Raw genomic sequence first — 25,360 nt, 5'->3', positions numbered from 1 at the left:
CGTAGTGATCGCGCGCGTTGTCCGATGAGTGTTGAAAGCCAGCCCTACGGCTACGCGCCATCGGGTCCTCTTGCGAAGCCGTCGTGGCGGTTGATCCCCAAGATCGATCGGGACCCGAGGCTCGTGGCGGGGGTCCAGGACATCGGTGGCCGCGTGCTGCTCTGCTGCGCGGTCGGACTGCTCGCGGTTTTGTTTCGGCAGATAGGTATCGATTTTTCAGCGGCGGGACTCGCGCTGGTGTGCGCCTATGCCGGCCGGTACCGGCGCGTCCTGATCTTGCTCGCAACCTTGTTGCTGCTCTATCGCAGCGGCTTCCTGATCGACCGTGGTTTTCTCGAACGGCTGACGATCGACGAAGGCGTCGGCGACCGGATCCATCAGCCGCTGCTGGAAGCGGTCATGCTGGTCGTCGTGTTTGCGCTGTTCGCGGGCCTGCTGATCATGCAGGGGCCAGGGACGGTGGTCTTCCGCCGCCCGACGCTCAGCCTGTTGCTGGCGTTCCTGGCACTCGTCGCGCTGACGCAGGCCACGATGATGGCCGGCCTGCCGCGTGTTCTGCTGTGGTCGTTTCTGATGACGTTCCAGCCCTATTTGTGGTTTCTTGCCTATGGTTTGGCCGATGCGGGCAGGAAGCGATCTCCGGTGTGGCGGCACCTGAGCGTTTTCCACCCCTTCTGGGGATCGTCGCTGACGCCGTTCGGGAAGGGGCTGTCTTATCTCGACCGCTTCGAGGCCAAGACACCCGAGGAGCTTGCAGTGACGCAGCTCAAGGGCGTCAAGCTTGCGGTCTGGATCCTTGTGCTCGCCATCGTCAGAGTCTGTCTCGTCGAGATCGTCCACGGACGTTTGCAGCTTCCAATGTTCGACGACAACCTGCTGCAATATCTCGCGCGCCATCCCTGGCCGCGTTTCGTCGGATGGGCGAGCCTCGTCAGCTTCTTCGTCGAGGACTTGCTGAGCATGACCGTGTTCGGCGGCGTCATCATCGCCACGGCGCGACTTGCCGGCTTTCGCCTGCTGCGCAACACCTACCGGCCTCTGGAGTCAACGACGCTCGCGGAATTCTGGAATCGCTACTATTTCTATTACAAAGAACTGCTCGTCGACCATTTCTTCTACCCCACCTTTGTTCGCTGCCTCCGCGGCCATCGCCGGCTTCGCATGTTCTTCGCCACCTTTGCCGCGGCCTGTGTCGGCAACCTGCTGTTTCACTTCATCCGCGATATTCATTTCGTCGGCGAAATGGGCCTTTGGCGGGCGGTGGTCGGTCAGCAATCGCACGCGTTCTACACGTTTGTCTTGGCCATCAGTGTCGGGCTCTCGCAGATGCGCCGCGCCCCGCAACTGGCGCCGCGAGGATGGCTGCGTGGCCGCTTGCTGCCTTGCCTGTGGGTGTCGAGCTTCTTTTGTCTCATTCACGTCTTCGATGCGCCGCTCGACCGCGAGCATTCGCTCGGGCAACGCGCCGAATTCCTGTTCTATCTCCTGGGAGTCTCGACATGACCACGAAAGCCGGCCCTGAAGTCAGATCGCAGATGCGACGCTACATCGTGCAGCGGCTGCTGATGAAGGGCGACAGCGCGCCGCTTGGTGACGATGATCTGCTGTTCACCAGCGGCCGCCTCGATTCGCTCGACGCGGTCGAGCTGATCATGAGCATTGAGACCGACCACGGGATCAACTTCTCCGACATCGGCTTCGATTTGACGCGCCTGGACTCGAGTTCGGCGATTGCCGCTTTGGTGGGACAGCCGTCGGCCGAGCTTGCATAGCAACCGAGGGTCGCCACGCACTCAACGCGAAAGCGCGGCCCGGCGCTGCATGTTGGTCCGCGGATGCGAAGGCTACTGCACGTCCATCTGCAGCCCTTCCTTCTGGATGATGCCGGCGAACTTCTTCGTCTCGGCGTCCACGAAGGCGGCAAACTGGTCGGGCGTGCCGTAGTCGGCGCGGGCGCCCATGGCCAGGATGTTCTTCTTGATGTCGTCGCGCTCGAGCATCGCCTTCACTTGAAGGTTGAGCGCTTCGAGAACGGCAGGCTGCACACCCTTCGGCAGGAACACGGAGAACCACGACGAGACGTCGAAAGCCGCAAGCTCCGGCGCGCTCTCGCGCATGGTCGGCAGGTTCGGCGCGAGGTCGCTGCGCTCGGTCGTGGTGACGCAGAGGCCGGTGAGGGTGCCGTTCTGTACCTGCGGCAGGCTCGGATAGAGGTTGTCGAACAGGATCTGGATGTCGCCGGCGAGCGCCGCCTGGAGCGCGGGACCGGCGCCGCGGAACGGGATGTGTGTCATCTTCAGCCCGGTGAGCTGCAGGAACCAGGCGCCGGTGAGGTGAGGGCTCTGGCCGACGCCGGAGGAGGCGTAGCTGAGCTTGTCCGGATTGGCCTTGAGATAGGCGACCAGCTCGGCGATCGACTTGATGCCGGTCTTGGGATGCGCCGAGACGATGTTCGGGATCCGGATCATGTTGGAGACCGGCTGGAGCTGGTCCGGCTTGTAGGTGAGGTTCTTGAAAATGCTGTAGGCGATCGCGTTCGGGCCGGGATTGCCGATCAGGATGGTGTGGCCGTCCGGCTTGGCGCGGACCACCTCGGCCGTGCCGATCGTACCGCCGCCGCCGGACCGGTTTTCCACCACGGCCGATTGGCCCCAGGCGGCCTGCAGATGCGCCGCCAGAAGCCGACCCATCACGTCGGTCGAACCGCCGGCGGCAGCCGGCACGACGAGGCGGACGTTTTCGGTCGGCTTCCAGTCCGCCAAGCTCGATCGCGGCAGGATCGCTGCGGCCGAGATAGCGGCAGCGCCAGTGAGCACGCGACGGCGGGACAGCAATTGATTGGGCACGAATCCACTCCCTGCATCTTATTTTGCAGGAGCGTATGGAAGCGTATGCGCAACGGCAAGCCGCACGAAGCCGCAGGTGAAGGCTCAGTTAAAGCTGAGCAGCTTGAAGATCGGCGTGAGGTAGCTCATCTCCTGGCCCGAGGTCGGCGTCGTCCGGCTGATGAAATCGAAGATCTTGCCGTCCTGGAGACCGTAATTCGCAAGCCGGCGCACACGCCGGTTCTTGTCGAAATAGACCGCGATGACGCGCTGATCGACCACCCTCTGGTTCATGAAGGCGACAATGCGCTCGGAGCGCTGGGAGATGTAATAGAACACCTCGCCGTCGAGGGTTGCGACGGTGGAGGGGGTGCCCATCACGATCAGCACCTGGTCCTGGCTCGCACCGATCGGGATCTGCTCCAGTGCGCCGGGCGGCAGGATGTAACCCTTCTGGAACTGCTCGCCGGTGCAGCCCGCAAGCGCGGCGCCAACCAGGGCCGCGGCCGCGAACAGGCGCAAGCCGCGCCAACGTGCATGAAGGCCGCGCGGCTTGTCTGCACGCAGGCTGGTCTGGTTCGTTATCGTCATAGCGGAACTGATTCCGTCCCCTTGCGTCGCGCGAGGCGCTGAAGTACCGGGCGGAGGCTCTGAATGCAACACGCGCGCGCCCGCTTGCGGAAACCACAATGCTTTGGCCGTTCAATCACTTCAGGAAACCCCGCCTAGCCTCGCCGGGCACCATTGAAGCCATCTATGGCATGATCGTGACGCAGGCGCGAGAACCCATGTTTTACCGCGACTTGGGCGTGCCGGATACCGTTAACGGGCGTTTCGATCTGTTGCTGCTGCACCTCTGGCTGCTGCTGCGCCGCCTGCGCACGGTCCAGAGCGCCACCGAGCTGTCGCAGGCGCTGTTCGACCGTTTCTGCGAGGACATGGACGACAATCTGCGCGAGATGGGGATAGGCGACCAGACCGTGCCGAAGCGGATGCGGGCCTTCGGCGAGGCGTTTTACGGCCGGGTCCAGGCCTACGATCAGGCCATGGAAGGCGGCGGCGAGGCGCTGGCATCCGCGATCTGCAAGAATATCTTGAATGGGGCCGGCATGGACCAGGCGCAGCAGCTCGCAGCCTATGCCAGGGCGGCCGAGGCCAACCTCGCCCAGACCGGCGAGGCCGCACTGCTGGGTGCGTCCTTCAAGTTTCCTCCAGCGCTTCCTGAGGATGTGACGCCATGACCCGACCGATACCAGCATCCGGGCCCGATCCCTGGCGGGTGCCCGTCATCGTTGCACAGATCCCGGATACCGGCCTGCATCGCAAGCTCGAGGCCTCGGCCGCCGAGCGGCAGGCCATGGCTGAGACGGCAGGCTTGCGCGAGGTTATCTCGGTCCAGGCCGATTTCGATGTCGTGCCGAAAAGCGGCAACCGGATCCAGGTCACGGGGCACGTTCGCGCCCGGATCGGCCAGACCTGTGTGGTCACGCTTGACCCGATGGAGAGCGACATCGACGAGGAGGTGGACCTGATATTCGCCCCCGAGGCCGAGGTCCGCCGCCTGGCCGACCTGATGGAGGAGGGGCACGACGATCAGGAGCAGGTCGCCGACCCGCCGGAGGCGATCGTCAATGGCATCATCGACCTTGGGAGGCTTGCCACCGATGCCCTGTTCCTGGCGGTCGATCCCTATCCGCGCAAGCCGGGGGTCGTGTTTGAGCCCGAGGTTATCGCCCCCGATCCGGAGGACCACCCCTTTGCGGTCCTGAAGGCACTTCAGGACGGGAAGAAAGACAAATAGGTGCCACCTTCTCCAGAGGACCGCTTCGGGACGGGGCGAGATGTTTGCGGCGGTGGTTTGAAAAGCTCGATTATCCGTTTGATTTTGATGTACTTCTTGTGAATTAGTCCGTCCGCAGCCCGATGCTCCCGAATGCAAAAGGCTGGGGGCAAGAGGTTGTTTCGGGATAACAAAACGCTATTGTCGCGCCCCGGTCCGGGTGCGGCGTGGCGCTTGACCGACCGCCATGTTCGTGGCGAACCCATTTGCGGCCCCGCTCGTTCAAGACCGCACCAGACCCAGGTTTCCAGGACTTTTATGCCAAGCAAGGTTCGCATCGCGCTTGACGCCATGGGGGGCGACGCCGGCGCCGCGGTGGTCATCCCAGGCGCCGCCATCTCGCTCCAAAGGCATCGCGAGATCGAATTCCTGCTGATCGGGGACCGCGCCAAGATCGAACCCGAGCTCGACCGCCACCCCGCGCTGAAGGCGGCCTCGAAGATCATCCACACCGATGTCGCGGTCAGCGGCGAGGAAAAGCCGAGCCAGGCGCTGCGGCGCGGCCGCAGGACCTCGTCCATGTGGCTTGCCATCGATGCGGTGAAAAAGGGCGAGGCGGATGTTGCGGTCTCCGCCGGGAATACCGGGGCGCTGATGGCGATGTCGCGCTTCCACCTGCGCACGCTGCCGGGCATCGACCGTCCGGCCATTGCCGGCATGTGGCCGACCAGGCGCGGCGATTCCGTCGTCCTCGACCTCGGCGCCAGCATCGGCGGCGATACGCATCATCTGGTGTCGCTCGCCATCATGGGCGCGGCGATGGCCAGCGTGTTGTTCAACAAGAAGCGTCCGACGGTCGGCCTGCTCAATATCGGGGTCGAGGAGATCAAGGGGCACGAGGAGATTCGCGAGGCCGGCGAAATCCTGCGCGCCAGGAACCTGCCCGAGCTCGACTATCTCGGGTTCGTGGAGGGCGACGGCATCGGCAAGGGGGTGGCGGATGTCATCGTCACCGAGGGCTACAGCGGCAACATCGCGCTGAAGGCCGCGGAGGGAACCGCGCGGCAGATGGCGGAATTGCTCCGGGACGAGATGAAGCGGGGCTGGCTGTCAAAGCTCGGCTATCTCTTTGCGCGCAACGCCTTCCAGGCCCTGCGCAACAAGATGGATCCGAACAAATCCAACGGCGGCGTGTTGCTGGGGTTGAACGGGATCGTGGTCAAGAGCCATGGCGGAATCGCTGCCGAAGGCTTTGCCTATGCGATCGATGTTGGCTATGAGATGGTCAAATTCGATCTCCTCAACAAGATCAATCAGATGCTCAATCGCGAAGGTGGTGCACTCAGTTCCGTGCAGGCCGCGCAGGAGGCTGTTTCGTGACTCAAATTCGTTCGGTCGTGCTGGGCTGCGGCTCCTATTTGCCGGAGCAGGTGGTGACCAACGCCCAATTGGCGGCGCGCATTGACACGTCCGACGAGTGGATCGTGCAACGCACCGGCATTCGCGAGCGGCATATCGCGGCCGAGGGCGAGTTCACCTCGCATCTGGCGCTGAAGGCGGCGCAGGCTGCGCTCGCGGACGCCGGCGTGGACGCGCAGTCGATCGACCTGATCGTGCTCGCGACCTCGACGCCTGACAACACCTTCCCCGCGAGCGCGGTCGCCGTGCAGCACGGGCTCGGCATCAACCATGGCGCGGCCTTCGACCTCCAGGCGGTGTGCTCGGGCTTCGTGTTCGGGCTCGCCACCGCCGATAATTTCCTGCGCACGGGCGCCTTCAAGCGCGCGCTGGTGATCGGGGCGGAAACCTTCTCGCGCATCCTCGACTGGACCGATCGCGGCACCTGCGTGCTGTTCGGCGACGGCGCCGGCGCCGTGGTGCTGGAGGCGCAGGAGCAACCGGGCAATGCCGCGACCGACCGCGGGATCGTGACCACGCATCTGCGCTCCGACGGCCGTCACAAGGCGAAGCTGTTCGTCGACGGCGGCCCGTCCTCGACCCAGACTGTCGGCCATCTTCGCATGGAGGGCCGCGAGGTCTTCAAGCACGCGGTCGGCATGATCACCGACGTGATCGTCGACGCCTTCAAGGCGACCGGGCTCAATGCCGACAGCATCGACTGGTTCGTGCCGCACCAGGCCAACAAGCGAATCATCGACGCGTCCGCGCACAAGCTCCATATCGCGCCGGAGAAGGTGGTGCTGACGGTGGACCTTCACGGCAACACCTCGGCGGCCTCGATCCCGCTGGCGCTGTCGGTGGCGCGCAAGGACGGCCGCATCAAGCGCGGCGACCTGGTTCTGCTCGAAGCCATGGGCGGCGGCTTCACCTGGGGCTCCGCGCTGGTGCGCTGGTAAGCCACAGTCCATAAAATTTTGCCAGAATCGGCGCGAATTATCGATGCGCCTGCATTGATGAGCGCTGTTGACCGCCGTAACGTAAGCTCATAATTTCAGACAACAATTGTTCGCCGTGATGTGGGGCAGGGCGATGACCGATCAAAGTAAAACCGTAACGCGTGTCGATCTGTGCGAAGCCGTCTACCAGAAGGTGGGGCTGTCGCGCACGGAATCGTCTGCCTTCGTGGAACTCGTGCTGAAGGAGATCACCGATTGCCTTGAGAAGGGCGAGACGGTGAAGCTGTCCTCGTTCGGCTCCTTCATGGTCCGCAAGAAGGGTCAGCGCATCGGTCGCAACCCGAAGACCGGCACCGAGGTGCCGATCTCGCCGCGCCGGGTCATGGTGTTCAAGCCGTCGGCGATCCTGAAGCAGCGGATCAACGCCCAGCACCGCACCAATGGCGACGCCAGCAAGGCGCAACCCGAGGCGTAATCCGCCCTCTGGATAAGGATTTGGCATTTGGACAAGGCGCCGGATGCGTTCCGAACCATCAGCGAAGTAGCGCAGGAACTCGACATTCCGCAGCACGTGCTGCGGTTCTGGGAGACCCGATTCTCCCAGATCAAGCCGATGAAGCGCAGCGGCGGCCGCCGCTATTACCGCCCCGACGACGTCGACCTGCTCAAGGGCATCCGCCGTCTGCTCTACGGGGAGGGCTACACCATCCGCGGGGTGCAGCGGATCCTGAAAGAGCACGGCGTCAAATCGGTGCAGGGCCTCGCCGACAGCGCGGCCGCGGTCTCGTTCGGCGCCATCGAGGACGCCGTCGGCGCCAGCCTGATGGAGCCCGAGGAGGAGACCGGCGTCCGCGGCGCCCGCGACAGCGACGATGACGACTACCAGGGCGAGGAGGAGGAGGGCATCGACTTCCGCTTCTCCGAGACCGATGACGAGGAAATCCTCACCACCTTCCGCAAGGGCGGCACCCCCGCCGCGCCCGCAGGCCCCAGCGCCATCGACCGGGAGCGCCTCGGACGGGTGCTCGCCGAGCTCATCGCCTGCCGCGAAATGCTGGATCAGGCATTGAAGGACGCCTGACGCCGGACTCCGTCGGCTTTGGGCCAGTTCCGAGGCCTTTCGGCGGAGACAGCAAAATGGTGTCACCTCGCCTTGCGCAAAGCGGCGATCCTAGCTAATGGAACGACGTTCGGAGCGTGGCGCAGCCCGGTTAGCGCACTAGTCTGGGAGACTAGGGGTCGGAGGTTCAAATCCTCTCGCTCCGACCATTTTAAGAAAGAGATTTCAACAACTTAGCGGATCGGCACATTTTGCAAAAACCGCCCTTTTGCAAATATTTTGCAAAATCTGTTCTTAGGTTGTTCCGTTTTCGGTGATTCTTGCGTCGCTTGGTATGCCAGCATTCGCTTTCCGATCGCGGTAATCTTCAAGCTTTGCGATGGCGTGCGCTGCCAATGTGCCGCGACGGGCTAGATAAACTTCAATTGTTTTCTGTGCGCGCTCAACCGTCCAAGCCAGCGCTTCGGCGATTTCCAAAGCAGTTGCGCCAGCTTCGGCGAGTAGCGTTGCGGCGGTGCCCCGGTTGTCATGAAAGTTCAAATCGCCTGCGCCGATCGCGTCCGCGTCTTCGCGCCAATGCTCATTGAAGTAACGCCGCTGATATGCGCGATCAGTCACCGTCAAAAGCACAAGCGATCCGCGACGGTCCAAGCCGTCAAGATGCGCTTTCAATTCGCGGGTTGCCGGTATCCAAAGTGACTTGCCGGTTTTGCGCGATCGAACTTGGACGCGTTCGCCGTCGTATTTAGTCCAATCGAATTTGCGGATATCGTGCGCCCGCATAGCCGTGTTGCGGACTAGGTACATTGCTGTTGCCATGGCCGGGCGTGCGTTCTTTAGAAACGCTTGCTGTAGTTCTTCCGACCACGTTTTATCCGCCCGATGGCTTTTATAAAGCCGTTCGAACGTATCCAGCGGGTTGAACTTAATCACAACTTTTTCTTTGGCGTAGGACAACACGCGGGCGAGGGCGGATAAGAGGTTGTCAGCCGATCGCGTGGATTTCTTGCCTAGCTCATTGTGCCACGCGAGCGCGTCCCGTCGAAATTCTAGCGCGTCGTCGGCATCGTTGAACGTGGCTACAGGAACCCATCCCCATTTCGCTTCAATGCGCTTGAACTTCCAAACGTATTGCTTGCGGTGTTCCTCGCTCAACGCGTCGAAATAAGCGGACGTGTCGAAATGCCGGATCAGTGAAACCAGCGTGTCATCGTTGCGCGTCCGCTGTTTCTTTTCCGCTGCCGCGTAGCTTTCGGCGAGGTTGTCCGGATCAAGTTTTATTCCAGTGGCGCGATGATAGAAATAAAACTTGATTGAGCCATCAGCTAACCGCATCGGAACGCGGTTGATGCCTTTCAGCTTAAGCGGCTTGCGCTTTACTCGCATGTTCGGCTTTGGCTCGCTGGTAGGGTGACAACTCAACGGCAGGGGCATCAGTGATACCCGAAACCGCATTCAACGCCCTATCCACTGCAACCCGATCGAAAACGTTGGTGCCGGGGATTGGCTCAATGCTTATAACACCATCCCTACGCCAACGGTCAAACGCCGCGATGGTGCGGCAACCGCAATATTCCGCCGCTTCCCGCTTAGACATTCCACGGTTTTGCATGCCGCTTGACCATCCGACTTTCCAGATGGTCAACTTACCAGCTGGAAAGTTTCCGGTCAATCTTCCGTTGGAAATTCCGTGTCAACGGTCAACATCATCGGGGGCGGAACCTCACCTAAAATTCTAACGATGACGTTCGCGCCTTTGTTCAGCCGGTCAAGTTCATCAGGTGTCGGCGTCCAAGCGGTTTCCATCGCTGGCGCGTGTTGTGATGTTGCTTTGTCAACTAGCATCACGTCGCGAACCGGAAGGCCCAAATATCCCTGTGCTTTTCCGCACACGCGCGTTGCGCCTTTAATCATTGCGATGATCATCGTTAGCAAGCCTCTTTCCGCGTCACGTTGAATTTGCAAAGCATCCGTTCGATTGCCTCACGCACGCGCGGACTGCGATCGTTGATAGCGTCTAGGATGATTTCGGTTTCGATGACGGGCGCACACTCGCTCTGAGGGCGCGGCAGTGGGGATGGCCCGAGTGGCTGCCAATGCGTCGCCATGCCGTGATACATCCCGTCTTTGCCGCAGTCTTCGATTTCGATTTGCCACTGGTCATCGCAGCAAACCCACACGGGGCCTTCGTATTCCCGGCCTTCGTGGTGGTCATGCCATTCCCCCGGCGCAAAGCGAGCCTGGGTTACGCCTGTCGAGGTCAGGATCAGGATTTCCGACCCGTCTTGTGGAGCCGTCTCAATCGGCTGCCACACGCCAGATGTCTGCGGTTCATTGAGGGTGACGCGGCGCACCTCGTAACCAAGCCTGATGTTCTGCTCAGTGAGCCGGATAAGCTTCGGAGAGGTGTGGACGCCCCAGTGAACTGTGTAGCCATGGACGGGATGCCAGCCGCACCAAAGGTCGTTGTTCTCCGGCAGAGAGTCCACCCAAGCGTCAAGTTCGGCTTCCACATTGCCGGCAGATAAGTGGTTATGATCGGTCATGCTGCATCCTCTCGATTAAGTGTCATGGGCAAGTTGCCGTCCGCGATCAAATCCCAAATCTGCATTGCGCGCGTGATCAGCGGTGCGTCGTGATCAATCTTGCGCTGATGACCTAGCGCGATCTTGTCAACGAACAACTCGTTTGCGCGGGGTGCATGATCGGTATCGAATGCTCGCGATGGCAAACCCATCGATCGCCATTCGTCGCGCAAGGCGTGATCACTTCCGACACAGCCGAACACAAGGCGGCGGAAATAGGCGGGATGACCTAACGCGAAAACAACATCGTCCAAGTTCAGCGTTTCGCCAGCGGCTTTTAATGTCGTTGCAACTTGGTATGCCGGATCATTTCGCCGAACGGTCACAGCCGTTGCGATCGATACGATTTCGCAGGAATAGCCGTTCATTTCGAGAACGTCCGCAATCGCGCCGATCAGCGCAGCACGAATGATTGCGTTATCAGCATCGATGCCCGCTGACATGAAACATTCAACAAAAAACGTGACGACTTTTTTTCCTTCGCGCTTGGGACGCGCGATCATGTGTGCGGGGTTGCCTGCAAGCATCCGCCCGATGTTCACTGATCCGCCTGCGACCGTATGCTTTCGCCTGCGTTCCTTGGCGTGCTGGCCTATCAGTGCTTCGTGTATCTCTTGCGCGAGTTCAACGCCGTCATTCCAACCCTTGCGCGCGATATCGATCGCATCGCCCATACAATCGGTTCCCGACCATCTTTCATCGCCGCGTATCCAGCCGCGCCCGTTGCGGTCGCGTTCGGGCAATCGTTCAAGATACTTGACCATTGCCGAAAGGCTGGAAAAGCCAAAAAAGCCGATCGGGTTTTGATCGCGGAAATAGTTGAACCAAGTCGGATCATCGCCGTGAACGTTGGTTCGGCCGGGCGCGATGGAATTCGAACGCTGTTTGCCGAAGTCGTTTAGATCAACGGTGTCATCGTCATCATCGAATTCAAAGCTGATCGGTTCGGGCCGCGCTTCCGACTGTTCGCCGATGACAACGCCAACATGCGCCTTCAACTCGCTGCGTTGTGCGGGCGATAGCGAAGAAAATTCCCAAGCCTTGCTGTCAGCATTCCAGCGACCGCCCAATGATTTCAGGTGGTCGCGCAATTCAAAGGTTTTGCCGGATACGGTTACGGGCATTTACGCGGTCATTTTTCTTGGATTTTTCAACACAACCATGTGGCAAAAATTGATAAATTCGTCGTCGGTGTGTTGACCTTTTCCATAATTATAGAGAGTTACAACCAATTGAATGTTGCAGTCGGTGTAGCCCTTAAAGCTATTAATTCTATCGAGAGAGGGTGCGAACGGATTGCGCCAAGTCTTATTTGAAGGTGTCAAATCGAAACCAATCCCTGTCCGTTCACATGTTCCGATCATCAAACCGAGTTGAACACGCCCTAAACTCAAGGTGAAATCTATGTTCTTTTTCGAAGCGCTGCGTTTCGCGGAATTATGCAAAGACAACGCGCGACCTTCTAAACTCGAATATCTGTCGCCAGATTGTTCAATCAATTTAGCACGATTGCGCTGATAATAATCTTTATGATAATCCCGATACCATTCTTTGTTTTCTTCTTTGTGTTTCTTGTTGGCAGCTATTCGACCTTCATAATTATCAACATAGCGTTGATGACTTCTGATGGCAGCGCATGACTTGCATTCGGCCGCAGGTTTTCCGCGCGACAAATAAAAGCTGTCGAGTGACTTTTCATTCTTGCAAGCGCTACACTGTTTCACGTCACTCATGATCGAGTTTATCCCGATCTTTCTTAGACAAGCCCTTCCAAAGGTAAATTTCCTCTACTTCATCGCGCGGAATTCCAACCTGCAACGCGGCTGATCCCATGATGATTGCGCGGGTGGAAACAACGTGCCTGATCTTGTTTTCGGTGACTTTCTTGCGAGTGCGCCAAACGTATTCCAGCCATTCAACGTTGCCGTTGCATAGCATCCGTTCAAGCGTCAAATCATAACCGACGTTGATAGTCGCGAACCGGTCTAGGCTCGCCGCGTCCAATTCGTTGCGCCCCACATAAACCCTATCCGCACCGTGCCCGAACGTGTTTGCCGTGGCTATCATGCGGAAATTCGGATGCCGGGCTATTGGGGCAGGGCTATCAGGAAACACGCTGTAGCCGTTCGCTAGGGCGCTGTTAGCCGCCAGCAAAGCCGCCGCGTCCCAAGCGTCGATTTCGTCGGCAACCCATACCCCGCCGTATTCGAAAGCGTCGCGAAATGGCTTGCGATGATAGATGCCGTGGCCGTCGATAAACCCGGTTAGTTCGTGCGTCTCGGTGACGGTGCTTGTGATGTAGAACGGCAGGTTGAGCGCTCGCGCCGCATGATTGCCGATCGTCGTTTTCCCGCAACCGGCCGGGCCAACCATCATAATGGGATGGTTGATCGCGCAAATCTGTATCACGCGTTCCGTCGATTGATGCAATGGCCCGTCAAGGATGATGTTCGATTGCAGCCCTAGAATTTCGATCTTGCGCGTTGGCAAGTTTTCGAGTTCGGCGCGGATGATATGGCGCAACAAATCCGGATCAACTTTGCTGCTCTGGACGGTCGCGGTAAGTTTCAGCAACAAATCGGCGGCTAACCGTTGCAACTCGCTGGTTTCCGACTTTATTTCGTCGGCCCGTTCGTGGTAAAGGTTGGAAAGTTCAACGTTTGTCATGGCGTAGACTTCGACCGGCGCGATACCGATCGCAATAGCCCAACGCCGCAACGGCTGAATTAGACGGTGCGAAAGTATGAAGTCGGAAGGCGGCCCAAGCAACCGCTCTAGGTCGGCAAGTGTTTCAGCCATGGGTAATCCGTTGTTGGAATGTCGGTCTATCAACAACGGAAACGCAAATCAAGCGCTATTTTGACCATCTGGAAAGTCGTTAATCATGGCGAGGCAAGCGAAATACGGGCCGTACAATTACGAAAGAACGCTTGGAAGCCGAAACTACAATTTCAGCGCAACGGTTGAGGGGTTCGTTACCGAAACCGAAAAGCGAATGCGAGCGCTGGCGATGCAGGCAACTCAAGACTTGATCAACGAAGTTCAAACGCCCGTAGCGAAGGGCGGCAAGATGCGTGTTGATACCGGCTTTTTGCGCGCGTCCGGTCAAATGTCGCTAACCGGAATTCCAAGCGGCCCGGTTCGCGGTGATCCCGATAAGAGATATGCATGGGATAGCGCAACCGCTATCGCGGATTTCGCGAATTTCACGCTTGGTCAAACGATTTATTTCGGATGGACCGCGAATTACGCGAAGTATCGCGAAGCCTATGACGGGTTTCTGATCAGTGGAATTCAAAATTGGCAAACGATCGTCAACAGAGTTGCAGCGCAGATCATCGCGCGATCACCGGCAAGTAGGGGCAGCAAATGAACATGATTGAAACGGACGTGTTGAAGGCACTGCAAACGGCAGGCATCGCGGCTGTTGCAGCGAGCGCAATTCCGGCAATGCCGATCAAGCCGATTGGCGTAACCTTTGACAACACCAAGAAAGCACCGGACGGCAAATATGTTGAATTCGTCAACATCGTGAACAACCGAACAGGCGATTATTGGGGCGATAGTCGGGTTTATCAGGGCGTGTTTCGCATCATCTTGCATTGGCCGATTGACGAACAAGGGCCGTATCCCCCAATGACTTACTTGGATCAACTCGCTTCATTCTTCACAAAGAACACGCGGTTGGTCAGTGGGCAGGCGAGCGTTGAAATATACGAAAACCCTGTGGCGTCCGGTCAGGTGGTTAACGGATCAGAACTGCTATACCCGGTTGGCTTGCCATATCGCTGTTTCAAGTCTTGAGTGGAAAGGCGTTGTAAATCGTTGTGGAAAGTCTTCGAATATGAGAGAGATGGCCCGGCGCGCGTCGCGTGGCGCTATTCATCCATTCCGAAGGGGTTTCCTATGAAAACCAAGTTCCTAGCCGCCGCGCTGCTTTCGAGCGCGCTTGTCCCGGTCGCGTTCGCCAACTCCAATGCGGGTTCGGTACTCTATTTCTGCACCACGCCGCAGCAGTCGGATTTGGTCAAAGCCGATTACGAAGCCTTGGTATGGGTTCAGGTCAAATCCATCGGCAACGTCGGCGAAACCGGTTCGAAAACCAACGTGCTGAACTATGACACGTGGGACACGACCGTTATTCAGAAGGCGAAGGGCCTGACCGATGCCGGTTCGCCGACGCTGGAATTTGCACGCATCCCGACCGATCCCGGTCAGATCGCATTGCGCGCCGCCGCAAAGACCAATCTGAACTATGCGTTCAAGATGGTCCGCAATGATCCGGCATCGGTCGGCGGTGTTGGCACCGTGATTTACAATCGCGGCTTGGTGATGGGGCCGACGCGCCCGAACGGCAAGAATGAAGACTTCGACCTTGAAGTTTTTCAACTCGCGCTGAACCAAGAGGAAGTTGTTGTTAACCCGCTCGCGGGCGGCGTTCCGCCGACGAACACCGTTCTTCCGGCGATCACTGGCGCGGCAACGCAGGGAACGACGCTCAACCTTTCGAACGGCACGTTTACCGGCGATGCTGTGATCACGTATACCTATCAGTGGTACGCTGGCGGTGTCGCGATTGCAGGCGCAACCGCCAACACGTTCACCCTGACTTCCGCACAGGTCGGCAAGATCATTCAGGCGCGCGTCAATGCGACGAACGCCAGCGGTTCGGCGTCCGCGTATTCGGGCGCAACCGCAGCCGTTACCTAAGTATCAACAATCGATAGCGGCGAGCGTAACAACTCGCCGCTATTTCTTTATCTGCAACAGCGACACCAAAGGATACAGCGACCATGCCCGAACTTTCAAACATCAAACCGGCCGAAGGCATTCTTGAAATTGTTCATCCGCGTTCACTCGAATTGCTCGGCATCAAAGTGCCGCTCTTGTCGATCGATGATGAAGCGATGAAAGCGGTCAAGAAGAAAATTCAGAACAACGCCAGCATTCTTTCCCGGCGCGGCAAGTCGTTTGATGCCGATCAGATCGAAGCCAACCACAACCTCATTTGCTTTACGGCAATGACCGGTTGGGATTGGACCGGTGTTGAGGTGGTTGACGAACCGGAACGCAGGGACGGTGACACGATTATTCCCGCAAAGACCCACTTTGAACCCGCGTTGTTTCACGGCGAAAAGCCTGCGTTCAATCAAGCGATGGTCTACAAAGTCTTTGATGAATTGCCGTGGTTCCGCGATCAGATCAGCGAAAAGATCGGCGACACCGCAAGTTTTTTTCAGACTTAGAGATTGCGCTTTGCGAAGCGATTTCCGTTCACATTCGGTATGAAACACCGGACGAAAACGGACAAACTCGCCGCGAACGCAACGAACAGTTTGACACGGCTTCTCCGGAATTCATCATTCCGGAGGGCGGTGAATACCTTTGGTCGTGGTATTTCGAGATATCGGACGGCGTGAGGCGGGTTGATGATGGGGTCTGCTTCCCTATCCCTTGGTCCGAATTTTTGGCATGGAAAACAGCATTAGACCGTGTGGTAAGTGCGGACGAATATGCTATTTTGCGCGCAATGGATGCCGCGTTCTGTGAAGAAACCAACAAAGAGTTGCAGGCGTATCACGAAAGGCGGGCCGAAGCACAGCGGCGCGAAATAGAGGATGCCGCGCGGCGGCGGTAAGGGGCGGGCCATATGGCTGATATCGCACAAATCGGCTTCGCTAGTGACACGTCCGGGCTAGAGCAAGCCTTACCGGCGCTCCGAAATCTTGTGCCAGCGGCCAAGGCTGTTGAGACTGCCGCGAACAATGCCTCGGCGGCGCTGACCAACACCGGGGGCGCGGCCAAGGTGACGGCTGCGGCGATCGGCGCGGCAACGCAAACAACTAGCGCAGCGGCAAAGGTGGCTGATGCGGCTGCGGCTGCAAACGACAATCAAACCGCAAGCCTTCGTAAGCTTGCAGCAATTCAAACGACGGTGAACCGCTACGCAGGCGTTTTTTTGCCGGGCGATACCAAGGGCCGCGCGGACGATATCGCGGCGTATGGCGCGAGCTTGGACGCATTGCGCGCGAAGTATGATCCGTTGTTTGCAGCCGGTCAGCAATACAAAGTAACGCTGAACGAAATCAACAACGCGCTCAAAGTCGGCGCGCTGAACGAAAAGCAACATGCCGCCGCGATCATGGATACTAAGGTTGCGTTCGTTCAACAGGTGAACAGCATTCGAGGTGTGAACGATCAGTTCACCGCGTTCAACAAAGGCGCGAACAACGCGCGTGTAGCAGCGCAAGGCTTAAGTTTCGAAGCCAAGAATTTGTCATATCAGTTGGTTGACGTGGGGCAAGGTTTGATTGGTGGTCAACCGCTGTTTCAAATCTTCGCACAACAGGCGGGCCAAATCGGGCAAGTTCTCGCAACCGCACCGAAAGGCGCGGCGGGATTGTTCAAGGAAATCGGCACCACGATTTCAGGCATTCTTACGCCAGTGCGGTTGCTCGCACTTGGGTTTGCTGCGCTCGGTGCGGCAATGCTCTTTATCGTGTCGTCAACCATCGCATCGTCTCGCGCATTGGACGATCTGAGCAAGTCGATTGATGTTAGCGTTGAAAAGCTTCACGGCTTGCAACAGGCTGCATCGTTCAAAGGCATTTCCACTGACGAATTCGCGCAAGGCATGATGCAATTTGCAACGTCGGTTGACGAAGCACAGCATAACATGGGTTCGCTGAAAGGTCTTATGATCGCGAGCGGCAAGAGCGCGAAAGACTTTAGCGGCTATCTGATGAACGTCGCCGATCTTGTGGCACAAACCGCAAGCGGCGTCCAAAAGCGCAATATCCTTGAAGCGGCAGGCTTGCCGACAACGCAAGCTTGGGTTCGTCTCATGTCGCAAGGGCGAGAGGGCATTACCGCTGCAATCGCGGAAAGCGTGAAATTCAACGGTTCGGCGGAAGCAAACCTTGTGCAGAAAGCACGCGATTTTGACGATGCTTGGAATAGAGCCACAACGAAAATGGGGCAGTATTTCAAGAGTGCCGTTATTGATGCAATGGGGTGGCTTGATCAGTTGAGCAAAGCCGCAACATATGGGTTGGCGGCTGCGGCTGGCGTCGTCGCTGTTCTTACCGCTCCGTTCTCGCTGATCGTCGCAACTCTACTCGCTGTTGCTGCGGCGATCACGGCAGGCGTTGCCGCGTTGAAAGGCACTGGCGCGGTTGGCGATGCCGCGAGTGGTGGTGATGGCAAGCAACGCATTTATGTCGGCCCGAACAAAGACGCCGGGCCGAAAAAACCTGATCCAAAGACGCAAGCGCAACTGTTGGCGGAAAACCAGCAGTCACAACAGCGCATTACAATTCTTGGCGATCTTGCAACCGTTCAGCAGCAAGTCACTTTGAAGCAACTCGAATTGAACGCGGCAGGTTTGCAAGGTGTCGGCGTTAGCGATGCCATGGCGAAAAAAATCATGCTCGGTGTTCAGGCGCAAGCCGAAATGAACCGCGTCAATCAACAGGCGACGGCTGGCATTTTCAACATGCAATCGGCGCAAAAGGCGGCGTCCGATACGCTGCAACATTGGATTGATCAAGGGTTGGTCGATAAGACCAATACCGAACAGATGGCCGCAGCGCATCTAGTGCTTTCGCGCAACATCAAAGCCACTTCGGACGCGGCAGCAATTGCAGCAGCACCGTTACAGCAGTTGAAGCAACTCGAATTGGATAGCAGCAATTTCGCTAAGGTGCTCGATACCGGTGTTACCGGTGCGCTCAATAACCTTGTGCAGCCGATCCAAGACGTGATGAACGGCGTTACTTCGATGGGGCAGGGCTTCAAAAACGCGGGCGTCATCATTCTGCAAGCCATTCAACAGATGATCATCAAAATGTTGATCCTCGCGCCGATCGCGAAGGCGTTGCAGGGGTTGTTGGGTGGCTTCGGTGGCGGCGGCATCGGCAGTAGCATTCTCGGTCTATTCGGTCTTGGCAGCAACGCAACCGATGGCATTGGTGGATACGGCCCAACCGCGCCCGTGAAGAATGCATTAGGCGGTGTCTACAATTCGCCAAGCCTTAGCGCGTATTCAGGGCAAATCGTGAAGTCGCCGACGCTGTTCAAATTCGCATCGGGCGCGGGATTGATGGGCGAGGCGGGGGCGGAAGGCATCTTGCCGTTGAAGCGCGGGCCATCAGGCGCGCTTGGCGTCCAGATGTACGGTCAACAGGCGAGTAACGACAACGGCAGTTCGCAAAGCATCGTTTATGCGCCGCAAGTCACCAACAACATCGGTGGCAGCGTTACATCTGATGATCTGGAAAAGTTGAGGCAAGTGCAGGCGGAAGATCGCGCGAACTTCACGGGTCGCGTTGCGCAAGCCAACAGGCAACTCAATAAGCGGAATTATCGCTAATGGCCATCACCTATCCGCGCCAATTGCCGAACAACGCTCATATGAGCGAAGCTTGGTTTGAGTTGATGGACAACGTTGCAGCATCCCCGTTCGGCAACGGCAACAAAGTCAATTTGTCTCAGGTGAATGATCCAACTTGGAAAGGATCATTCAAAACCGCAATTCTCAACCGGGACGATGCCGCAATTTGGCAGGCATGGAAGAAATCGCTTCGCGGCGGTATTCAAAAATTCATCGCGTATGACGTTCGCAAGTCAACCCTGCGCGCATATCCTAACGCCAAAGCGTCAACCGATATCGCGCCCGGCTGGAACGGGACATGCTCGGTTGCGAGTGTCGGGTTATCTGGCGCGCTAGGGCTGTCAGGGCTTCCGCTGGCGGGTTTCCAGTTCAAGGCGGGCGATCGGGTAGGGTTAGAGCAAGCGGGCCTGTACGGGTATTATGAGGTTATGGAAGACGTGACCGGGGGTGCATCAACCGCGTCCGTCACGGTTGCCCCGTTCCTGCATTCGTCGGTGTTCACGGCTGGCGTCGCCGTGTGCCGCCTTTGGCGTCCGTGGTGCAAATTCATCATTGCCGATTGGGTTGAAAGTGGCACCGTCGAAGATGCCCCGGTGAACTTCGGCGGGGTACAAACGCTGTGATCACGCTTCCATCGTCGGTTCTCAATCTTTTAGACGAAGGCCGGATTGCCGTTCGCGGGTTGATCCGTTTCGATTTCGGAACGGGCACGTATGGGTTTGCAAAATCAATCGTGCCGATCACCTATTCATCGATCGTTTATCAGCCGGGCGGCGCAATCGCGGTTTCCGATTTAAGCGACGATACCGGGTTGACCGCTTCGCAATTCACCGTCTCGCTTTCAGCGTCTCCGGATGACGGATTGACGCCGGAAGTGTTGCAGACGATCGAAGCCGAAGATTATCGTGATCGTCCTGTTACGATTTACGATGCGTATTTTCATCCCGATACGAATGAAATGCTTTTCGTTCAGGCGATGAAACGCGGATACGTTGATACAATCGATCATGTTGATACGCAAGATGTTGGTTATACGATCATTGCGAATTGCGAAAGCCGCGCACTCGATTACACGCGTATCAATGGCCGCAAGCGTTCTGATCTAGATCAAAAGCGCCGCAATCCCGGTGATGGGTTCTTTCTATTCGCGGCAACACGCGGACGCGAACAAGTCTATTGGGGCAAGGAAAACCCGAACAGCCCATCTGTTTTCAACCGCGCTTTTATTAGTGCGGCCGGGCGATCGTTGTTCGGAAGGTGAATGCCATGCGCGTGAAAGATTGGGATAAGGCCCTTGCTGCGGTCATCAAGAAACACCAAGCGTTGTCGTCGCAGTACGGAGTTTCGGATTGCTATCTGATCCCGGCCGATGCGGTCGCAGCGATCACCGGTCATCCGATGTACGAAGGCATCAAATACGATAGCCCAATTGGCGCTGCAAAATGCTTGCTCGCGCACGGCTTTCAGAATGTCGAAGATGCATTTGCGGCGAAGTTCGAAACCATTCATCCGCTTCAAGCGCAACGCGGCGACATTGGCGTTGTTGAGAACGAAAAAGGCGAACTTTGCGGCGGTGTATTTACGTCAATTGGGTTTATGACACGTACCGACGAAGGCGTGATTTTCTTCCCTCATTCCAAAGTCAAAACTGCCTTCAAGGTTGATCGCTAATGCCGTTTATCGCACCACTTATAGAAGTTGGCGTTGCAGCCTTCGGCGCTGTTAGTTCTTTCGTTGCTGCTACCGGGGTAATCGGAACGGCGATCATTGGCGCGGGCTTGAGTGTTGCTGCGGGTTATCTGATCCAAGCAATGATGCCAAAGCCTGATAGCGTAACAACTGCATCAGGTTCGGAATTGTCGTTGCAGTACGGCACGAACGTTTCGCGCAAAGTGGCAATCGGTCTTTGCGGAACGGCGGGTCATGATGTGTACGTTAACACGTTCAACCAAGCCAATCGGACGATGCAACGCGTCTACGTCCTGTCGGATTTCTACACTTCGGGCATCAATCGAGTTGCGATCAATGGCAACTATGTAACGCTCGGTCCGGACGGTGGGGATGGTTGGGGCTTCCCGGTGACAACTGCTGAATTCAGTGGTTACATTTGGATCAAGTATTACGATGGTCGGCAGACTACCGCCGATGGGTTGTTGCAAGCACAGTCTAATCCCGCAGGGCGATGGGCATCCGACAATATCGGGTTGGGAATGTCCTACGCCATGGTTCGTGTTGAATTCGACAAAGACAACATGAATTCGTTTCCTGAGTTGTTTTTTGAGTTCAAGGGTGCGCCGCTTTATGACTGGCGGCGGGATAGCAGCGCAGGCGGATCAGGTTCGCAACGTTGGAATGACGTTTCTACGTGGGCTTACAGTGAAAATCCCGTGGTTGCGGAGTATTGCTATCGACGCGGTTTTGCAGTCAACGGTGATGTGTTCTGCGGAATGGATATGCAGCCTAGCGACCTTCCCTTAGACAAGTACACGGCTGCTGCTGTTCTTTGTGACGAGTTATCACCGGTTGACGGGCTTACGAAATATCAGGTTTCGGCGTTCCTCGATTGCATGGCTAATCACGGCGACAATATCAAGACGTTGCAACTTGCTTGCGGCGCGATGGGTGTTGATGCGCTTGAAGGGTCTTGGCCGATCGTCGGCAGTGCGCAGCCGTCCGTGATGACGTTTTACGATACTGATATCATTTCCACGGCTGGCAACTTTAAGCGAACCGAATTGCGGTCAATGTCGGAGTTGGTGAATTCTGTTTCTGGCAACTTCACCGATCCCGAATTAGTATGGTCATCCAACGGCTACAAAGAACAAACTGATCCGGTGTATCTAACGCTAGATCGTCGCACGCGCGATGTTTCGATTGATTTCCCGCAAGTTCGCAGCATGCGACAAGCCAACGATTTGGCATCATTGTATTTGCGCGAAAATCGCTACCAAGCAACCGGGGCTGTCACGCTTCGCCCGCGCTTTCAGGTGTTGGAAGTTGGCGATTGGGTTGATTGGGTGTCCGCTCGATACAACAACACCAAAACATTCGCGGTCACTGCGAAGCAACTTGTTTCGCTCGAAAAGGACGGGCCGCGCAACGTTATCTTGGGCTTGCAGGAACGCAACGGCGCTATTTATGACAGTGCTAGCCCGATCATACCAAGCTTTCCGTTGCCGAACGGTACGCCCGTTTATATTTCCGAAGTTGATACGCTTACGGCGATTGCTGTTGCGCTGACAGGTGATGACGGGCGTGCGCTGCCGGGAATTCGCGCGAGTTGGAACGCAATAAACGATGTCACGGTGACTGCGGTTGAAGTGCAGTATTTTCCAACTGCTCAACCCGATGGCATCTTGTTGAAGACCGTTCCGGCTGCGATCACGGTCGCGTTGCTTGATGGCGTGGTTGGTAACACGGAATACACGGTTCGGACACGCATCGTCACCGAACCGTCACGAACGACCGTCTATGATGTTGGTGTGACCGTCACCACGTTGGATATCAAAACCGGTTACGCTGATTTGAACGCTGATATTCAGTACAACATTACAACGTTGATGGGGCAGTTTCAAAGCGATTTGGACAATTTCAAAAACTTGGTTTCGTCGCTTGTTGGTAATCAAGACGGCAGGAATTGGCTGGATAAGAAATTCTTGCGAACGCAGATCAGTGCGCAATTCGGCGCGGCGAATGCAAGCATTGATGAAGTGCGAACAGTTGCCGTTGATACGCAAACCGCGCTCGCTGATTATCAGCTTGTGGTTGATGCTGAATTTGATGATGTTAACGCGTCCGTCACCACGCAGGCTACAGCCATCGCGACATTGAACGGCTATGCCGCTGCGCAGTATGCCATCACGCTTGACGTGAACGGCTATGCAACCGGCTTCAATCTGTTCAACGGCGGGCCCGGTCTCACCAGTGCAACGTTTATCACTGATAACTTTCGCGTCGCTCGCCCTGCGTCCGGTGCGGCTGGCGCTCCAAAAGACATATTTGCTATCGGCACGGTGAACGGTGTTTCAACGATCGGCATCAAAGCAAATATGTTCATTGATGGCACAATTACCGCAACGATGATGAACGTGATTTCGTTGAGCGCGATCAGCGGCAACATGGGGACGTTGACGGTCGGTAAAATTCAATCGACTGACAACAAATTCCTTATTGATGCGACCAACAGACAGATCATCATCAGTGATTAAATGACAAAGCGAATGTATATCGATACTAGCCGGGTGACGATCAGCAAGCCCGGTTTTGACGCGCAAAGCCCGCCTGCGCTTGATTATCGCTATCTCGCTTACGATAGCAGGTTGAACCGTGGCTTGCCGGTTGAGGTTGGCTTGATCCCCGGCGCGTCTTTCAACTTCGGTTCAATTTTCAACTACTCACAAACTTACCCCGGCATTCCTGCGATCGATATCATTACATATGGTAGTAACGTACTTGGCCCGGTTTACAACAAAGCCGTCGCGATACGTGATGCCGGATCGTTCATTTATACACGAACATCGTTTTATTTGGTGTGTTACACGGATCATTTCCAAGTTGTGGATGATGCTCAATATGTTCGAACCTCCTATTTCGGGACGTTGAACTTGTATTACATTCTTTGGCAAACTTGGTGATCCGATGGTTCAGCGAACATTGATAGGATATCACCCCGGTTTCGGTGTTGTTGGAATGTGGATTTCCAAACCGGGAATTGACGTGCTATCGACTACAACGGAGGGGGATTTTCTATTTAGCTCTACGCGGCAGGTGATGCAGATCATCATGTCGGGACGCGTGTACGCTGCCAGCGGCTTTACTGTCGATGTTTTTTTCCCTTTAACGTTTTCGACAAAACGCCCTTATCTGTTCTTTCATGAAAGTCAAAACGGAAGCGTTGGGCAATACCCGCATGATTTAAACTATGGTGGCATTGTTGGTTTGGCCGATGCCGCTAGTGGTTCGGTAATCAAAAGCGATCGGATCACGTTCGGCCCGATCGGCGGCAACATCAATGATCACTACATGGATTTCATCGTGTTCAATAAGCAGATAAACTGATGACGCAACGTGTTCTGATCAAAGGTGGTGCGGTTGATCTGGTCTCGGTAAGTTTGCCGGGATACGATGTCACCGTTGCTCAACTTGAACAAATGCAGTTCGATAGCCGATGGTCCGGGCTGCAATTCCTGATGCAAGGAACGTTGACGGCTGCGGGGAATAACAGTGGTGGTCAAGGCACCGCATCAGCGAGTTTTCCAGCAACGTTGCCGGAAGTGCCGTTGATGATGGGATATGTGAAGCAAGGAAGCAACGTTTACGGTTGGACGCCAGCCGTATTCCGGGGCAACTCAAGTGATTACTGGTGGGCTGCGGAACTATCAACTTCCAACATAACGTTTATGTCGCAGGCGTTCGCAACGACACTAACGCTCTATTACACCATCTTTCAACGCCCATCAGGATAGACCATGATTGTGATTTATGACGATACCGGACGTATCACACAAACGTTTCTTTTCGTCGCGCCATCCCTTGAGGACTACGCGGAAACGGTGCTTGAACCGGGTGGCGCGAAGTACGTTTTTTACGATGGTGACAACATCGTAAGTTCATACGTTGTTGACGGTGCGGTGATCGAACGGCCAACCATCAAAGTGACGGGCGATGCTCCGTCGCAACTCGCTGTTGATCAACTGGCAACCTTGGCGATCGATCAACCTGCAACCGTCCGCGTGATCGCAAACGGTCAAGTCGTTGCATCGGAAACAGTTGACGACGGAACTATTGAATTATCATTTGATCATGTCGGGAAATACGTTGTCGAAATCGGCGGTACTTTCCCGATCATCGAAACCAGCTTATCGATTGAGGTTGTCTAATGCGGATCAAGGTTGATCCGGTTCCGGCTGCGAAGGCAAAAGCAGAGAACCGCATAAACGTTGTGTTTGCCGCCAATGCACAGAACATCGCGCATTTCAGCAAACGGCAAATGGCGCTTGCAATTGTTCGGGACGGAAGCGATGCAACCGTTCCGGATGAATTCGCGGAAGCTGCAACGATCGAAGGAATGCACGTCAACGATTACGCCGCTCTTGTCGTGTCGAAACCCGACGAAATGATGCAAGCGGAAAACAAGCGGCGTCGGCTAGTGGTCGCGATCCGGGCCGCGACGACCATTGAAGAAATCACCGCAATTTTAGCCGCCGAAGGTTTGACGCAGGCAAATTCCGGTGACGCGCTGCCCGTAGCGTGATGCGTCCCGACTGATCGCGGAAACCATTCTGCTGCGGATAGCAGCCGCGAAGACGCCCGAAGAATTGGACGCGGCAAGCCAAATCGGGTAAGTGGTAAAGCGGCGCTG

Annotated in this window: 31 protein-coding genes and 1 tRNA gene; 24 read left to right on the top strand and 8 right to left on the bottom strand. The window is 56.7% G+C overall.

Annotated features, from left to right (window positions below):
* The first annotated feature begins 24 nt into the window (after window positions 1–24).
* Together AC0L23_RS11570 and AC0L23_RS11565 are read left to right on the top strand one after the other, a co-directional pair.
* On the top strand, window positions 25–1,503 hold the full coding sequence (locus tag AC0L23_RS11570; RefSeq protein WP_026233253.1) for a hypothetical protein: 1,479 nt from the start codon (window positions 25–27) through the stop codon (window positions 1,501–1,503).
* The gene (locus tag AC0L23_RS11565; RefSeq protein ID WP_473356986.1) at window positions 1,500–1,772 is read left to right on the top strand and encodes an acyl carrier protein; all 273 of its coding nucleotides are present in this window, start codon (window positions 1,500–1,502) and stop codon (window positions 1,770–1,772) included. Before AC0L23_RS11570 ends, AC0L23_RS11565 begins: the two co-directional genes overlap by 4 nt.
* A gap of 72 nt (window positions 1,773–1,844) precedes the next feature.
* Here AC0L23_RS11565 and AC0L23_RS11560 read toward each other — a convergent pair whose 3' ends face one another.
* Entirely contained in the window at window positions 1,845–2,846 is a 1,002-nt protein-coding gene (locus tag AC0L23_RS11560; RefSeq protein ID WP_026233252.1) for a Bug family tripartite tricarboxylate transporter substrate binding protein, read from the bottom strand.
* Between the two features lie 84 nt (window positions 2,847–2,930).
* The gene (locus tag AC0L23_RS11555; RefSeq protein WP_018456846.1) at window positions 2,931–3,416 is read right to left on the bottom strand and encodes an outer membrane protein assembly factor BamE; all 486 of its coding nucleotides are present in this window, start codon (window positions 3,414–3,416) and stop codon (window positions 2,931–2,933) included.
* 98 nt (window positions 3,417–3,514) lie between these two features.
* Here AC0L23_RS11555 and AC0L23_RS11550 point away from each other — a divergent pair, with 98 nt between their 5' ends.
* From AC0L23_RS11550 to AC0L23_RS11520, 7 genes are all read left to right on the top strand, one after another.
* A complete protein-coding gene (locus AC0L23_RS11550; RefSeq protein ID WP_026233251.1) occupies window positions 3,515–4,066 on the top strand; it encodes a ubiquinol-cytochrome C chaperone family protein in 552 nt (183 codons plus the stop codon).
* A complete protein-coding gene (locus tag AC0L23_RS11545) occupies window positions 4,063–4,626 on the top strand; it encodes a YceD family protein (RefSeq protein ID WP_085353405.1) in 564 nt (187 codons plus the stop codon). Before AC0L23_RS11550 ends, AC0L23_RS11545 begins: the two co-directional genes overlap by 4 nt.
* Before the next feature lie 297 nt (window positions 4,627–4,923).
* A complete protein-coding gene (gene plsX / locus AC0L23_RS11540; RefSeq protein WP_018456843.1) occupies window positions 4,924–5,985 on the top strand; it encodes a phosphate acyltransferase PlsX in 1,062 nt (353 codons plus the stop codon).
* Entirely contained in the window at window positions 5,982–6,962 is a 981-nt protein-coding gene (locus tag AC0L23_RS11535; RefSeq protein ID WP_026233249.1) for a beta-ketoacyl-ACP synthase III, read from the top strand. The genes plsX and AC0L23_RS11535 overlap by 4 nt, the downstream gene beginning before the upstream one ends.
* A 133-nt stretch (window positions 6,963–7,095) precedes the next feature.
* Window positions 7,096–7,437 (top strand): integration host factor subunit alpha, encoded by a 342-nt coding sequence (locus AC0L23_RS11530; protein WP_018456841.1) that lies wholly within the window; start codon window positions 7,096–7,098, stop codon window positions 7,435–7,437.
* A 27-nt stretch (window positions 7,438–7,464) separates the two neighbouring features.
* Window positions 7,465–8,043 (top strand): MerR family transcriptional regulator, encoded by a 579-nt coding sequence (locus AC0L23_RS11525; protein WP_007611070.1) that lies wholly within the window; start codon window positions 7,465–7,467, stop codon window positions 8,041–8,043.
* Between the two features lie 110 nt (window positions 8,044–8,153).
* Window positions 8,154–8,231: transfer RNA gene (locus AC0L23_RS11520), tRNA-Pro, on the top strand.
* Between the two features lie 85 nt (window positions 8,232–8,316).
* Here AC0L23_RS11520 and AC0L23_RS11515 read toward each other — a convergent pair.
* The 6 genes from AC0L23_RS11515 to AC0L23_RS11490 form a co-directional block, all read right to left on the bottom strand.
* Window positions 8,317–9,456 (bottom strand): tyrosine-type recombinase/integrase, encoded by a 1,140-nt coding sequence (locus AC0L23_RS11515; RefSeq protein WP_473356985.1) that lies wholly within the window; start codon window positions 9,454–9,456, stop codon window positions 8,317–8,319.
* A gap of 234 nt (window positions 9,457–9,690) precedes the next feature.
* Window positions 9,691–9,948 carry a hypothetical protein gene (locus AC0L23_RS11510; RefSeq protein ID WP_473356984.1) on the bottom strand — a complete coding sequence of 86 codons (258 nt, stop codon included), beginning with the start codon at window positions 9,946–9,948 and terminating at the stop codon, window positions 9,691–9,693.
* A gap of 2 nt (window positions 9,949–9,950) precedes the next feature.
* The gene (locus tag AC0L23_RS11505) at window positions 9,951–10,568 is read right to left on the bottom strand and encodes a hypothetical protein (RefSeq protein ID WP_473356983.1); all 618 of its coding nucleotides are present in this window, start codon (window positions 10,566–10,568) and stop codon (window positions 9,951–9,953) included.
* The gene (locus AC0L23_RS11500; RefSeq protein ID WP_473356982.1) at window positions 10,565–11,731 is read right to left on the bottom strand and encodes a DUF7192 family protein; all 1,167 of its coding nucleotides are present in this window, start codon (window positions 11,729–11,731) and stop codon (window positions 10,565–10,567) included. Before AC0L23_RS11500 ends, AC0L23_RS11505 begins: the two co-directional genes overlap by 4 nt.
* Entirely contained in the window at window positions 11,732–12,340 is a 609-nt protein-coding gene (locus tag AC0L23_RS11495) for a hypothetical protein (RefSeq protein WP_473356981.1), read from the bottom strand.
* Window positions 12,333–13,406: an AAA family ATPase gene (locus AC0L23_RS11490; protein WP_473356980.1), complete on the bottom strand. Its 1,074-nt coding sequence runs from the start codon at window positions 13,404–13,406 to the stop codon at window positions 12,333–12,335. Before AC0L23_RS11490 ends, AC0L23_RS11495 begins: the two co-directional genes overlap by 8 nt.
* Window positions 13,407–13,491: 85 nt before the next feature.
* On the opposite strand from AC0L23_RS11490, the gene AC0L23_RS11485 reads away from it, so the two are divergent.
* The 15 genes from AC0L23_RS11485 to AC0L23_RS11415 all read left to right on the top strand — a co-directional run bounded on the left by AC0L23_RS11485 (window position 13,492) and on the right by AC0L23_RS11415 (window position 25,252).
* Window positions 13,492–13,980: an HK97 gp10 family phage protein gene (locus tag AC0L23_RS11485; RefSeq protein WP_473356979.1), complete on the top strand. Its 489-nt coding sequence runs from the start codon at window positions 13,492–13,494 to the stop codon at window positions 13,978–13,980.
* Window positions 13,977–14,411 carry a phage tail terminator-like protein gene (locus AC0L23_RS11480; protein ID WP_473356978.1) on the top strand — a complete coding sequence of 145 codons (435 nt, stop codon included), beginning with the start codon at window positions 13,977–13,979 and terminating at the stop codon, window positions 14,409–14,411. Before AC0L23_RS11485 ends, AC0L23_RS11480 begins: the two co-directional genes overlap by 4 nt.
* Window positions 14,412–14,513: 102 nt before the next feature.
* Entirely contained in the window at window positions 14,514–15,317 is an 804-nt protein-coding gene (locus AC0L23_RS11475; protein ID WP_473356977.1) for a hypothetical protein, read from the top strand.
* 83 nt (window positions 15,318–15,400) lie between these two features.
* Window positions 15,401–15,853 carry a hypothetical protein gene (locus AC0L23_RS11470; RefSeq protein ID WP_473356976.1) on the top strand — a complete coding sequence of 151 codons (453 nt, stop codon included), beginning with the start codon at window positions 15,401–15,403 and terminating at the stop codon, window positions 15,851–15,853.
* Window positions 15,793–16,245, top strand: coding sequence for a phage tail assembly chaperone (locus AC0L23_RS11465; protein WP_473356975.1), 453 nt, complete (start codon window positions 15,793–15,795; stop codon window positions 16,243–16,245). The genes AC0L23_RS11470 and AC0L23_RS11465 overlap by 61 nt, the downstream gene beginning before the upstream one ends.
* A gap of 12 nt (window positions 16,246–16,257) precedes the next feature.
* Window positions 16,258–18,978, top strand: coding sequence for a phage tail length tape measure family protein (locus AC0L23_RS11460; protein WP_473356974.1), 2,721 nt, complete (start codon window positions 16,258–16,260; stop codon window positions 18,976–18,978).
* On the top strand, window positions 18,978–19,622 hold the full coding sequence (locus AC0L23_RS11455; protein WP_473356973.1) for a hypothetical protein: 645 nt from the start codon (window positions 18,978–18,980) through the stop codon (window positions 19,620–19,622). Before AC0L23_RS11460 ends, AC0L23_RS11455 begins: the two co-directional genes overlap by 1 nt.
* Window positions 19,619–20,260, top strand: a complete 642-nt coding sequence (locus AC0L23_RS11450) for a DUF2163 domain-containing protein (protein WP_473356972.1) — start codon at window positions 19,619–19,621, stop codon at window positions 20,258–20,260. Before AC0L23_RS11455 ends, AC0L23_RS11450 begins: the two co-directional genes overlap by 4 nt.
* Window positions 20,261–20,265: 5 nt before the next feature.
* Window positions 20,266–20,670: a DUF6950 family protein gene (locus AC0L23_RS11445; protein ID WP_473356971.1), complete on the top strand. Its 405-nt coding sequence runs from the start codon at window positions 20,266–20,268 to the stop codon at window positions 20,668–20,670.
* Window positions 20,670–23,207 (top strand): phage tail protein, encoded by a 2,538-nt coding sequence (locus tag AC0L23_RS11440; RefSeq protein ID WP_473356970.1) that lies wholly within the window; start codon window positions 20,670–20,672, stop codon window positions 23,205–23,207. Before AC0L23_RS11445 ends, AC0L23_RS11440 begins: the two co-directional genes overlap by 1 nt.
* Before the next feature lie 12 nt (window positions 23,208–23,219).
* Window positions 23,220–23,633, top strand: a complete 414-nt coding sequence (locus tag AC0L23_RS11435) for a hypothetical protein (protein WP_473356969.1) — start codon at window positions 23,220–23,222, stop codon at window positions 23,631–23,633.
* Window positions 23,634–23,637: 4 nt separating this feature from the next.
* Window positions 23,638–24,057 (top strand): hypothetical protein, encoded by a 420-nt coding sequence (locus tag AC0L23_RS11430; RefSeq protein WP_473356968.1) that lies wholly within the window; start codon window positions 23,638–23,640, stop codon window positions 24,055–24,057.
* Window positions 24,057–24,464 carry a hypothetical protein gene (locus AC0L23_RS11425; protein ID WP_473356967.1) on the top strand — a complete coding sequence of 136 codons (408 nt, stop codon included), beginning with the start codon at window positions 24,057–24,059 and terminating at the stop codon, window positions 24,462–24,464. The genes AC0L23_RS11430 and AC0L23_RS11425 overlap by 1 nt, the downstream gene beginning before the upstream one ends.
* Before the next feature lie 3 nt (window positions 24,465–24,467).
* Entirely contained in the window at window positions 24,468–24,878 is a 411-nt protein-coding gene (locus AC0L23_RS11420; protein WP_473356966.1) for a hypothetical protein, read from the top strand.
* Window positions 24,878–25,252 (top strand): hypothetical protein, encoded by a 375-nt coding sequence (locus AC0L23_RS11415; protein ID WP_473356965.1) that lies wholly within the window; start codon window positions 24,878–24,880, stop codon window positions 25,250–25,252. Before AC0L23_RS11420 ends, AC0L23_RS11415 begins: the two co-directional genes overlap by 1 nt.
* Window positions 25,253–25,360: the final 108 nt, after the last annotated feature.

The organism is Bradyrhizobium sp. MI1.4 (assembly GCF_055811315.1).
The sequence above is the reverse complement of the archived record's forward strand: the minus strand, read 5'-3'. Positions and strand labels throughout refer to the sequence as shown.